The organism is Streptomyces sp. NPDC000075, from assembly GCF_040301925.1.
GTDB lineage: Bacteria > Actinomycetota > Actinomycetes > Streptomycetales > Streptomycetaceae > Streptomyces > Streptomyces polychromogenes.
Window position 1 is genome coordinate 116,415 of the sequence record NZ_JBEPFL010000026.1, and the last position, 11,565, is coordinate 127,979.

Sequence of the window (11,565 nt, forward strand, 5' to 3'; positions counted from 1 at the left end):
GGCTCGAAGGTAGTAACGAGTTCTACAAGTGACAAGGGCTCCGGCGTCAACTGTTGCGTGTGGAATCCGTGGAGGGGCCGTGCAAGACCCTTGCGTGGCGGGGGTCCGGGTCATAAGACTGCGGTGGAGAACTAGAACGCGTACTAGTTCGCGCGCGGCGGCCGCCGGGACGGCCCGCCGCGCCGGCGCTGTGCAGAGTGTGCAGGAGAGGACGAGCTCATGGCCGCGGAACCCGTCATCGTCGAAGCCGTACGCACGCCCATCGGGAAACGCGGAGGCGCCCTGGCCAACCTCCATCCCGCCTACCTGCTCGGCGAGACCTACCGCGAACTCCTCGCCCGTACCGGAATCCAGCCCGACTGCGTCGAGCAGATCGTCGGCGGCACCGTCACCCACGCCGGCGAGCAGTCCATGAACCCCGCCCGCAACGCCTGGCTCGCCATGGGACTCCCGTACGAGACCGCCGCCACCACCGTCGACTGCCAGTGCGGCAGCTCCCAGCAGGCCAACCACATGGTCGCCAACATGGTCTCCGGCGGGGTCATCGACATCGGCATCGCCTGCGGGGTCGAGGCCATGAGCCGGGTCCCCCTCGGCTCCGGCTCCAAGCACGGCCCCGGCAAGCCCTTCCCGGACGAGTGGAACGTCGACCTCCCCAACCAGTTCGAGGCGGCCGAGCGGATCGCCCGCCACCGCGGCCTGACCCGCGAGGACGTCGACCGCCTCGGCGTCCTCTCCCAGGAACGGGCCGCCACCGCCTGGGCCGAGGAGCGCTTCAAGCGCGAGACCTTCGCCGTCCAGGTCCCGACGACGGAGGAGGAACAGGCCGCCGGGCAGGGCATGTGGCGGCTGGTCGACCGGGACGAGGGCCTGCGCGACACCAGCATGGAGGGCCTGGCCCGGCTCAAGCCGGTCATGCCGACGGCCGTGCACACCGCGGGGAACTCCTCCCAGATATCCGACGGGGCCGCCGCCGTCATGTGGGCCTCCCGCAAGATGGCCCGCGCCCTCAAGCTCAAGCCGCGCGCCCGCATCGTCGCCCAGGCCCTGGTCGGCGCCGACCCGCACTTCCACCTCGACGGGCCCATCGACGCGACGCGCGCCGTCCTCGGCAAGGCCGGGATGTCGCTGCGCGACATCGACCTCGTCGAGATCAACGAGGCCTTCGCCTCCGTGGTCCTGAGCTGGGCGCAGGTCTTCGGCCAGGACCTGGAGAAGGTCAACGTCAACGGCGGCGCCATCGCCCTCGGCCACCCCGTCGGCGCCACCGGCGCCCGGCTGATCACCACCGCGCTGCACGAGCTGGAGCGGCGCGACAAGGAGTTCGCGCTGATCACCATGTGCGCGGGAGGCGCACTGGCGACCGGCACGATCATCCAGCGCCTCTGACTGCGCAGCGCCTCTGACGGCGCCCACCGAACCCGTGGGATGGGGTGCGAAGGCCCCGGTGGCCGGACCTGGGGAGGCCGGCCGCCGGGGCCCTCGTATGCCCTCCGCCGCTACGCCGTGTACGGCAGCGGCCGGGTGCTCACCCGGTCGAGCAGGACGATGTTCGGGTTGCAGTCCGCCGGGTGGACCGTAACGGAACCGTCCGGCCCGCGCTCCACGAGCAGCAGGCTGAACTCCGCGAGCGCCTGGAGCCGGGTCGGCTCCACCGCGTACTCGTAGACGCGCTGCTCACCTCGGGCGAAGCTGGTGTTCGTCCCGTCACTGGTGGTGTGCGTGGTGGACTCGTTCGTCGAGTACGTCGTGCTCGTCGACGTACCGGTGGTCTTGCTGTAGCTGCCGCCGGAGCTGCTGGAGCTGCTCGCGGGGAACGGGTTGAAGCCGTCCTGGTAGGTGTCGGAGCTTCCCCAGTTCGAACCCCGGGTCACCGACTCGCTGTACGTGGTGCCCTTGCTCACCGAGGAACCGACGGTCTTGGCCACGGAGGTGCTGACCGTCGTCCCCTCGGTGTCCGTCAGCGAGTGCAGGACGAACGAGTGGTGGCGGCCCAGGAAGTCCGCCGCGATCCCGGCCTCCTGGTGGTTGCCCAGCTTCATGAAGCCGACCTTGCCGCCGCCGATCACCTCCTGCGCCCCCTCGCGCAGGTGCGGGTGCAGGACGGTGAGCTGCGCGCCGCGACGCTCACAGATGCCGGCCAACTGCTCCAGGTACCGCCGCTGCAGCCCCCGTTCGCCGAGCGCGACGACCACCGACGGGGCCGCCTCCGGGAAGGACGCCAGACGCCGGGTCACGCTCTGGACGGCCAGGTCGCCCAGCAGCTCGGTGCTGGCCGAACCGGTGGCGAAGTCCAGCGCGATGCAGGTGAGATAGCCGGGACCGCGGCCGCCGCGCTCCGCGCCCAGACGTTCCAGCGGGTGCAGGAGGGAGGCGAGGCGCAGCAGGCTGTCCCGCATCTGGTCCTTGTTCTTGTCGGCCAGCAGATCGTCCGCGATGCGGTTGCGCTCCGCCCGGGTGAGGGCGTCGGTCTCGTCGGTCTCACCCATCAGGGCACGCAGCCCCGCGCCCAGCCGTGCCGGGGTGACCTCCGCGCCCAGGACTCCGCACAGCTGCTGGAGGATCCGGGTGTCGAGGGCCCGTGCGGCCCGGTTGGCCTCCGGGTCGTCGGCGTACACCGCCTCCACGAGGCTGTCGACCAGCTCCTGCGCGGTGAGACCGCTGACGATGCCGCTCTCGGCCATGCGGCTCGGCAGCAGCTGGACGTCCGTGGGGACGCCGGCCAGCCCGGCGAGCGCGGACAGCTCCTCGCAGATGAGGGCCTGGGTCAGGTCGACCACGATCAGCGGCTGCTGCTGGAGGGTCGACGCGCCGAAGACGGTGAGGAAGCCCTCCCGGCTGCGCTGGCTCCCGCCGAAGATGTCCAGCCGCCGCGTGCCGGGCCCCGCGGGCAGTGCGCCCCACGCGTCCAGGCCGTTGATCCACTGGTCCTGGGCGGCGGTGTGCTGGAGGCGGCGCTGGTGCCAGGACTGCCAGGCGTACTGGAAGTGCTTCTCCATTTCCGTGGTCTTGGATTCCAGCTGTGCGCCGGCCTGTGAAGCCGACCGCCCGGCGGCGAGGACCAGAGCCGTGGTCGCCCCCGCCGCGATCACGGCCAGGACCACCATGAGGGTGCCGCCGACTGTCGCCAGGAGCAGGAGCAGCAGCGATATCCCGCCACCGATCTTGGCGGTGGACCCCTTGCGCTCCTCGTGCGTCAGCCGCGCGGCCAGCGCCTGGTTGTGGTACGCCACGGGTACGGGCTGCCGCTGGGGCTCGGGTTCGGGGAAGGGGCTGCGCAGCGATTCGGGGTCGCGGTAGGTCCAGCCGAGCCGCTGCCCGGGCTCGAAGAGGCGCAGATAGCGGTCGGCCGTCGCGGCCTCGGTGTTCCGTACGGCGCTCTGCACGGTCATGACGGCAGACCCCCGGTGGGTGCGGCGGGTCCGCCCGGGGCGCTGACGAACGGCTCCAGCGCGCGGATGCGCTGGTGGGCCGGCGGGTGCGTGGACATCAGCCGGGACACCAGGCCCTGCCGGAGGTGGCCGTCGTCGTCACCGCGTGCCTGCCAGCCGGTGAAGACGGCGTGCAGTTGGGGCCCGTACCCGATCTCGGCGGCGAACCGGTCGGCACGAAGCTCGCCGCGCCGGCCCGCCCAGGCGAGGAGGAACGGGACGGCGAGCAGGGCCAGCGCCGGGGGGAAGGTGACGGCGAAGGCGATGGTGAGCCCGAGGATGACCAGGGTCAGGATTGCCGCGACGCAGGAGGCCACGCTGAAGAGCAGCAACGTGATGACCCTCACGAGGGTCATCACGCACCGGGCCGGGACGGCGTACCAGAAGCCGAGCAGCCCCGACCAGGCGTGACCGCCGACGTGGTGCCCCAGCTCGTGGGCGAGGACGGCCGCGAGCTCCTCCGGCGGAAGACCGTTCAGCGACCTGCGCGTCACGCTGACGAGGTGCCCCGCGGCGGCGGAGGCGTTGATCTCGGCGCTGTCCTCGACCCACAGGTCGTAGCGCGCGCCGTCGATACCGGCCTGCCGGGTGACCTCGTCCCAGACCGGCCGGAGCCGGGCCAGTTCGGCGGCCGTGGGCTCGCGGAACTTGAACATGAGCCGGGCCAGCGCCCGCTCGGTCGGCCGGTGGAACACCAGCGCGCCCGACGCGAGCCAGGCGAGGACGAAGACGACGTCCAGCCCGCTGGGGAACAGCTGCGAGATCAGCCAGATGACCAGGAGGCTGCCCAGGAACAGGGGGAGGTGGAGGAGGAGCGTGGTGAGGGACGACGCGTCCGCCTTGCGCCGGACCGGCGGCGGCGCGCCCGGGTCGTACGGGGCGGGCTGCGCCGGGTCGTAGGCGGCCGGCGGGTACGCGGGCGCCGAGCCGGGTGCGGGCGGAGCCTGCCCGGGCTCCGGCTTGGCCAGCGTGGGCGGCGCGGGCGGCGGAGGCGTGCCCGGGGCGGCGGGGTCGCCGGGCGCCTGCCCCTGCGACGGGGCCGGCGGGGCGGAGGGGGCCTGGAACCCCGCGGAGTGCGGCGGCGCCGCGAAGCCACCGGGCGCGAACGCGGGCGCGGGCGGGGCGGGGGGCGCGTAGGGCTGACCGCCCCCGGCCGGATGCGGCGGCTGCGGCTGCGGCTGCGGCGGCGGGGGCGGCGTGGCGGGGTGGCCGGGCGCCTGGGCCGGGGGAGCGAGTGGGTAGCCCTGCGTCGCCGTCGGCGGGGCCGGCGGGGCCGCCGGGGCCGCCGGGTGGGGGTGGCCCTGCTGGGGCACGCGGGGGTCGGCCTGCGCGGCCGGCTGCGCGTACGGGTTCGGCGGCGGCGGTACCTGGGGCGGTGCCTGCGGTGGCGCCTGCTGCGGCACCGGCGCGGCGAATTCGCCTTCCCCGGGCGGGAAATGAGGCTGTCTCGGATCGACTGGCTGGTTCACGGAAGTCCGCTCTATGGATACCTGGCGCTACATATGGCGCTGAAATCAAGACAGTTGGCCACATGCTCCCGGCAGGCGGCGCATGGGACGGCTGCGGACCGGCGACTCGGCCCGCTACCGGACCGCCGAAGCGGAGAGTCATTCATCGGCCTGTAGTCGGGTCATGCTGCATCACGCACGTCCCGACGTCCAATTCACTTTCGGCCAACCCCTTTCCAACCCGCCCGTGTTGGACCACACAATGATCGACTCTAGGATGCTTCCGACGACTTCGATCGACAGAATGGCGAAGCTGTGTCGAGCGCGCTGCGCGAAACCGCCGGCGAGGCCTGGCACAGGCTCCTCGCCATGCCCACCTACGCGCTGGCGGAGGTGCCGCGCCAGCGCCCCGACGCCTCCCGGCCGGGCGGCCCCGAGGACGAGCTGCGCGCACACCGGTTCGCCGCGCTCGTCTCCGCCTTCCACGCCCGCAACCCCTCCGACCCGGGCCGGGGCGGAATCCTCCTCGGCTGGTCGCGTCCGTCGGCGGCCCACCCCCTCGACGTGTTCCTGGGCGGCTCCGCCCTGGCCGGCGGCGACGACCCCGCCGACCCGGGCACGACCCTGCTCCGCCTCCCGGCCGGGGCACGGGCGCGGCGGCACGCCCAGGGTGCCGTCGTCGGCTCGCTGGCCCGGTTCCCCCACTGGACCGCCGTGGCCGGGGTCGCGGACGGCCTCCTGGCCGACGGCGAGCCCCGGGACCAGGGGTCCTCCCGGCTGCGCCCGGGCCTGGAGGACTGCCTGCTCGGCGTCTGGCAGGAGGCCTTCGCCTGGCTGCTGCTGGCCGACCCGGTGCTGCCCGAGGAGCTCGAGGAACTGACGGGCGAGGCGGCGGACCGGCAGCGCAGGGCGCAGTCCAAGGCGGCGGGCTCGCCCGAGTACGCCCTTGAGGCCGACCGGCTGGAGCGCCGCCACAAGGAGCTGGCGAAGGCCTCGGCCACGGGCCTGTGGCGCATACGCCTCCTCACCGGCGGCCGCACCCCCGAGGAGGCCCAGCGGGTGGCCGCGCTGGTCTGCGCGTCGGCCGACCTCGAAGGGCTCCCCTACGCGCTCAGGCCGACCGGGCAGGTCGGCGACTTCCCGACGGTGGTCACGGCCGGGCTCGCCGACGCCGCGCCGGGGCCCGCCGACTCGCCCTTCCTCGGGAGCTCCGACCTGCTGGCGGCCCTGGCCCGGCCCCCGGTCCAGGAGATACCCGGCGTACGGTTCGCGCTGCGGCCCGAGTTCGACGTGACCCCGGAGACCTCGGCGCGGGCCGCACAGCCGGGCGCCGCCCCGATCCGGCTCGGCACCGTCCTCGACCGCAACCGCGGGCCGGTGGGCCCCCTGGACCTGGCGCGCTCGACGCTCAACCGGCACACCTTCGTGTGCGGGGCCACCGGCGGCGGCAAGTCCCAGACCGTACGCGGCCTGCTGGAGGCGGCCGCGCGGGAGCGGCTGCCGTGGCTGGTCGTCGAGCCGGCCAAGGCGGAGTACCGGTTCATGTCGGCGCGGCTGGGCGAAGAGCACGAGGTCATCGTGATCAAGCCCGGAGACCGCGACGCGCTCCCCGCCGGCCTGAACCCCCTGGAGCCCTCCGTCTTCGCCGACGGGGAACGCTTCCCCCTCCAGACCCACCTGGACATGGTCCGCGCCCTCTTCCTCGCCTCCTTCGACCCGCAGGAACCGTTCCCCCAGGTGCTCAGCGCCGCCCTCACCCGCTGCTACGAGGACCTGGGCTGGGACCTGACCCTCGGTGAACCGCGGTCCCCCGGGACCGAGCCGCGCTATCCGACGCTGGAGGACCTCGAACACACCGCGCTGCGGATCGTCGCGGAGATCGGCTACGGCAAGGAGATCACCGACAACGTCCAGGGCTTCATCAAGATCCGGCTCGCCAGCCTCCGGCTCGGCACCACCGGTCGTTTCCTGGAGGGCGGCCACCCCATCGACTTCGGTGAACTCCTCAAGCGGAACGTCGTTTTCGAGATCGAGGACGTCGGGGACGACAAGGACAAGGCGTTCCTGATGGGGACCATCCTGATCCGGCTCATCGAATACCTGCGGATGGAACAGCGCACGACCCGCCGGATCGCTTTTCCCCTGCGCCACATAACGGTCTTCGAGGAGGCCCACCGGCTGTTGCGGCGTTCGGAGGAAGGCGGGGCGAGCGCCCACGCCGTCGAGATGTTCGCAGGCCTCCTGGCCGAAATCCGAGCCTACGGCGAGGGATTGGTCATCGCCGACCAGATTCCGAGCAAGCTGGTCCCGGACGTCATCAAGAACACCGCCGCCAAGGTCGTCCACCGCCTTCCGGCCCAGGACGACCGCGAGGCCGTCGGCGCGACGATGAACATCACCGAGGCGCAGTCGGAGTACCTGGTCACCCTCCGGCCCGGCGAGGCCGCGGTCTTCACCGACGGGATGGACTACCCGCTGCTGGTGCGCATGGAGGACGGCACCGCCCGCGAGGACGCGGCCGCGATCCACCCGGCGTCCCCGGCCCCGATGGTCGCACCGCGCAGCGTGGCCTGCGGAGGGGACTGCTCGGCGGCCCCCTGCACGCTCCGGCAGCTGCGCACGGCGCAACGCCTGACCGAACAGGACGAGCTCCGCATCACCCTCTGGGCCGAGATGGCAGTGGCGTCCCACCTGCTGGGCTGGGTCACACCCCTGCCGGGGGAGGGGATGCTCCGCGACCTGGCCCCCTACCGGACGTCGGGCCGGCGCCTGCTGGACTGTGCCATCGGTCAGGCCGTCGACCGTGCCGTCCACAGCCGCGTCGGAGCCCCGCACGCGCCGGAGGCCCTGGCCGGGCACCTCGCCGCGATGATGCGGGCGCAGCTCGACGGCGAGGACCCCTGCCCGGTCGCCGAGCCCCGGTGGAAGGCCCGGAAGGGGACGAGGACGCGGCAGTACTACCACGGGCGCCACACGCCGTCCGCGCTGGAGAAGATCGTCGGCTGCGCGGACCCCTCGGAGGAGTGGTCCAAGCTCTTCGGCCGCGCCCTGAGCGTCTTCGCGCGCCGCCCGCGCAAGCCGGCGACGGGGGAGAAGCGATGAGCGAGCTCGACACGACGGAGTCCACCAGACCGGACACCCCTCCGCTGCCGGACACCGCGGAACCGGTCGGAGAACCGAGGGAGGCCCCGGAGCCGGACCGCGCCGAGTCCCCCACCCGCCGGGTCCCGGACGCCACGGCCGAGCCGGAGGAACCGGAGGGACCGGCCGACGACGCGGAGCCGGACGCACCCGAGGACTCCGAGGAGCCCCTGGAGCCGCTGGAGCCCGAAGCGTCGGCGGCCCCCGCTGCCGCCGACGCGCGCCCGGACAACGAAGCGGACCCGGACGAGCCGGAGTCCCCCGAGCCCGACGCCGACGCGGACACGCAGGAGCCCGAGCCCCGTGACGCCGAGCGACCGGACGCCGAGGCCGACCCGGAGGAGCCCGAGACCCCTGACGACCCGGCGGAACCGGAACCGTCGGCCGATGCCGATGCCGATGCCGACGAGGACGGACCGGAGGCGCCCGAACGGCCGGAGAACTCGGAGCAGTCCGAGGCGGAGGAAGAGCCGGACGACCCGGACGACCCCGACGAGGACCCGGCCGATCCGGAACGCGACGACGTGGAGGAAGGCGACGAGTCGGACGCGCCCGCCGAGGGCGAGGACCCGGAAGCACCGGCCGCCTCCGACCGCCCGCACACGCCGGCCGACGAGGACGTGCCCGAGCTGGAGCTGGAACTGAAGCCCCGCCGGGAGATCCCGTACTCGCCCGCTTACGTCGCATCCCTCAGCGCCGAGAAGCCGGAGCGGGCGGCGAAGAAGGCGCCGGATCTGCCGAACAACATTGTTCACCTGGAAGCGTCCGAGGAGCAGGAGCAGGAGCAGGAGCAGGAAGACCAGGCCCCCGCGGCGGAGCCCGTAGTGGAGACCGAGGCATCCCCCGAGGTGGACGGCACTGAGGCGTCAGTCCCGCCCGAGGCCGAGGAGGTGCAGGAGACCTCCACGAAGGTCGAGCGTCCCGACATCGAGCACATGTACGACCCGGAAGCGACGGCGGTCGAATACGGAGACCCCATCAAGGAGCTCGGTGTCCCTTTGTTCGAGGGTGATCCCGCTCGAGAGCAGGTGACGCAAGGTCGGCTCGGGGACTGTGGGATCATCGCCACGATCGGCGCGTCCGCATCAGCGCGCCCGGACGTCATCAAGGACGCCGTCAAGGAGAATCCAGATGGCACCTATTCCGTCACCGTGCACCAGGTTGAATTCGATGGTGATGGTTACGTGCCAGGCGCCCCCTTGGAAATGACGGTCACCCCGGATCTCCCTGTGGTCGAGGGGGCCCCCGACTATGCGGCGTACGCCGCGGTCGAGCAGGTGGCCTGGCCGGCTGTGCTGGAGAAGGCTGCGGCCGGGATCGACGGGACGTGGTCGGAGGAGCGTCGCGACCAATGGGCGGGTGACTGGGTGACCCAGAAGGATCAGATGCTCGACGCCAACGAGGCCCTTGCGCCGGAAGCTCTGGAAGGCCCCGTGCCAACGGGCTATGGGCGACTTAATCAGGGATCGACGGCTTACGAGCAGGCGGAGCTCCTTGCTCAGCTCACGGGTGAGGCCAGCCATGTCGTCACGTTTCCCCAGGGTGAGGGGGCGGAGGTCGAACTGGAGCAGCGAATAAAGGAGAAACTGTCCGCAGGGAATCCCGTAATCGTCGGAACGAGGGGCTTGGATGCCGCGAACGGTGAAGAATACCTCCCCAAGGATCTGGTCGATGATCATGCCTATGAGGTTGTGTCCTGTGATGACGGAACCGTGATGCTGCATAATCCATGGAATTCCACGCAGCCGGAACCGCTGACCGTGCCAGAATTCATGGAATACTGTCAGTCTAAAGATTATCCAGGTCAGTACGTCACGCTTCGATAGGGGATTAAGTGTCCGATTTCAATCGCGAATTCACCATCCGCCACGGTCAGATGACCCGTTTGCCCTTCGGCTCGTTCGGCGGCATGTCGGCCGTGCCGGCCAGGGACGGCCAACCCGCCAAGGCGAAGGTGGCGATCAGGTTGCCGGGCGGCGAGGAGGAAACTCGCTTCCTCACGGTCGGAGCCACGCTCGATCTGTCCAACGGCACCTGGACGGTTGTCGAGATCAATGGTGCGGGCGCCCGCCGCTGGGCCGTGCGGCTCCGCCGGAACGACTGAGGCGCGAGAAATATGGCCAGAAGAGAGTTCTACGTCTCCGCCGACGTGGAGGCCGACGGGCCCGTGCCCGGGCCGTATTCGATGTCGAGTTTCGGGATGGCCGTCGCTGGGGTCCGGGACGGGGGCGGGTTCCGGGTCCTCGATCCGGCCGAGCGGACCTTCTATGCCGAGTTGAAGCCGATCAGTGACGCCTATGACCCGGAGGCGCTGGCGGTCGGTGGGCTGGACCGGGAGCTGTTGGTGCGGGATGGGCGGGAGCCCGGCGAGGTCATGAACGCGGCCGCCGGGTGGATCGCCTCCGTGGCCGAGGAGTTGGGGGCCACCCCGGTATTCGTCGCGTACCCGCTCGGCTACGACTGGATGTGGGCGTACTGGTACTTCATGCGGTTCGCGGACGCCGGCTCGCCCTTCGGGCATTCGCGCTGCATGGACATCAAGTCGCTCTACGCCGTCAAGGCCGATGTGCGGATCGGGGAGGCGACGAAGCGGTCGATGCCGGGCCACCTGCTGTCCACCCGCCCCCACACGCACAACGCCCTCGACGACGCGATCGAGCAGGCCGAGCTGTTCCAGAACCTGATGCGCTGGCGCGCCCAGGAGTGACCGCCCTGTGTGCGGAGGCACCCGGCCGGGGCCTGGAGGGATCCATGGAAGACCTGAGTGTGAACGAAGAACTCCGCCGTTTCGCCCGTGTCTATCTTGACCGGGAGGTGGCCTACGACGATATGTCGGCGACCCGTGAGGCGTTGGAACACTTCAAGCCGGAGTGGACGGACGGGGTGCGCCAGGGGCTGCTGGCAGTCCTGGAGGGAAGGCGGATCACGGCGGAAGACTGGGAATCGCTCACATCCGTCGAGTTCGGCACCGCTGACGCCCTTCACGTATACCTGCGGGATCTCTATGACTTCCTGTTCGAAGGAAGCGATCAGCAGCCCGTCCTGCCTGAAGGCTGAGAAAAGCGAGAGAATGTGGTCGGGGAAATCGTGCTGCAGCACGCGGCTCCATGGGTGCGTGCTGACGCGACTTTTGTCGCGGTCCACGTCTACGCCCCGGACGGAGGGGGCGTCAAGGTCTTCCTCGTCGTCAAGGCCGACGAGGAGGAGGAGTACGAACTCGGCATCGGGGGTGCGTTCACTGTCCGTGGTGAAATGTGGAGCCTGGATCGTGTGGAGAACCAGTCGAGTCGGGATTATCTGGTTTTTCTCCGGAAAGTCGGTTGAGATGTTCGCCCGGCCGTGTGGGCGAGCTGTTCCAGAACCTGATGCGGTGGAGGGGGCGGGAGTAGCGACGCGAAGAGCCGCTCGCCCGGGGGTCCGGGTGGGCGGCTCTGCGTGGGGTGGCGGGGTGCTGGTGGTTTAGTACCAGTGGTTGGCCTGCCAGAAGTTCCAGGCGGCGACGGGGCTGCCGTAGCGGTCGTTCATGTAGTCCAGGCCCCACTTGA

At 71.2% G+C, this 11,565-nt stretch carries 10 protein-coding genes; 7 read left to right on the forward strand and 3 right to left on the reverse strand.

Annotation, left to right across the window (positions count from 1 at the left end; genetic code table 11):
* Positions 1-219: 219 nt before the first annotated feature.
* Positions 220-1,389, forward strand: a complete 1,170-nt coding sequence (locus ABT403_RS27035) for a steroid 3-ketoacyl-CoA thiolase (protein WP_344155681.1) — start codon at positions 220-222, stop codon at positions 1,387-1,389.
* Between the two features lie 110 nt (positions 1,390-1,499).
* Here ABT403_RS27035 and ABT403_RS27040 read toward each other — a convergent pair whose 3' ends face one another.
* Together ABT403_RS27040 and ABT403_RS27045 are read right to left on the reverse strand one after the other, a co-directional pair.
* Positions 1,500-3,392: a hypothetical protein gene (locus ABT403_RS27040; RefSeq protein WP_344155677.1), complete on the reverse strand. Its 1,893-nt coding sequence runs from the start codon at positions 3,390-3,392 to the stop codon at positions 1,500-1,502.
* Positions 3,389-4,834: a M48 family metalloprotease gene (locus tag ABT403_RS27045; protein WP_344155674.1), complete on the reverse strand. Its 1,446-nt coding sequence runs from the start codon at positions 4,832-4,834 to the stop codon at positions 3,389-3,391. Before ABT403_RS27045 ends, ABT403_RS27040 begins: the two co-directional genes overlap by 4 nt.
* A 360-nt stretch (positions 4,835-5,194) precedes the next feature.
* On the opposite strand from ABT403_RS27045, the gene ABT403_RS27050 reads away from it, so the two are divergent.
* From ABT403_RS27050 to ABT403_RS27075, 6 genes are read left to right on the forward strand one after another with little or no spacing between them, the layout of a single operon-like run.
* Positions 5,195-7,981: a helicase HerA domain-containing protein gene (locus ABT403_RS27050; protein WP_344155671.1), complete on the forward strand. Its 2,787-nt coding sequence runs from the start codon at positions 5,195-5,197 to the stop codon at positions 7,979-7,981.
* Positions 7,978-9,846, forward strand: coding sequence for a C2 family cysteine protease (locus ABT403_RS27055; protein ID WP_344155668.1), 1,869 nt, complete (start codon positions 7,978-7,980; stop codon positions 9,844-9,846). The genes ABT403_RS27050 and ABT403_RS27055 overlap by 4 nt, the downstream gene beginning before the upstream one ends.
* An 8-nt stretch (positions 9,847-9,854) precedes the next feature.
* On the forward strand, positions 9,855-10,124 hold the full coding sequence (locus ABT403_RS27060) for a DUF6406 domain-containing protein (protein ID WP_344155665.1): 270 nt from the start codon (positions 9,855-9,857) through the stop codon (positions 10,122-10,124).
* 12 nt (positions 10,125-10,136) lie between these two features.
* The gene (locus ABT403_RS27065) at positions 10,137-10,727 is read left to right on the forward strand and encodes an exonuclease (protein ID WP_344155662.1); all 591 of its coding nucleotides are present in this window, start codon (positions 10,137-10,139) and stop codon (positions 10,725-10,727) included.
* A gap of 44 nt (positions 10,728-10,771) precedes the next feature.
* The gene (locus tag ABT403_RS27070; protein ID WP_344155660.1) at positions 10,772-11,077 is read left to right on the forward strand and encodes a hypothetical protein; all 306 of its coding nucleotides are present in this window, start codon (positions 10,772-10,774) and stop codon (positions 11,075-11,077) included.
* 30 nt (positions 11,078-11,107) lie between these two features.
* Positions 11,108-11,344, forward strand: a complete 237-nt coding sequence (locus ABT403_RS27075; protein WP_344155657.1) for a DUF6406 domain-containing protein — start codon at positions 11,108-11,110, stop codon at positions 11,342-11,344.
* A gap of 135 nt (positions 11,345-11,479) precedes the next feature.
* Here the strand turns inward: ABT403_RS27075 and ABT403_RS27080 are convergent.
* The coding region (locus ABT403_RS27080; RefSeq protein ID WP_502966017.1) for an aggregation-promoting factor C-terminal-like domain-containing protein at positions 11,480-11,565 on the reverse strand (86 nt) is incomplete at its 5' end.

Bases quoted from the DNA above. Each gene is read 5' to 3' on its own strand.
- ABT403_RS27040 (WP_344155677.1), bottom strand. From the start codon at position 3,392: ATGACCGTGCAGAGCGCCGTACGGAACACCGAGGCCGCGACGGCCGAC.
- ABT403_RS27065 (WP_344155662.1), top strand. From the start codon at position 10,137: ATGGCCAGAAGAGAGTTCTACGTCTCCGCCGACGTGGAGGCCGACGGG.
- ABT403_RS27035 (WP_344155681.1), top strand. From the start codon at position 220: ATGGCCGCGGAACCCGTCATCGTCGAAGCCGTACGCACGCCCATCGGG.
- ABT403_RS27055 (WP_344155668.1), top strand. From the start codon at position 7,978: ATGAGCGAGCTCGACACGACGGAGTCCACCAGACCGGACACCCCTCCG.
- ABT403_RS27070 (WP_344155660.1), top strand. From the start codon at position 10,772: ATGGAAGACCTGAGTGTGAACGAAGAACTCCGCCGTTTCGCCCGTGTC.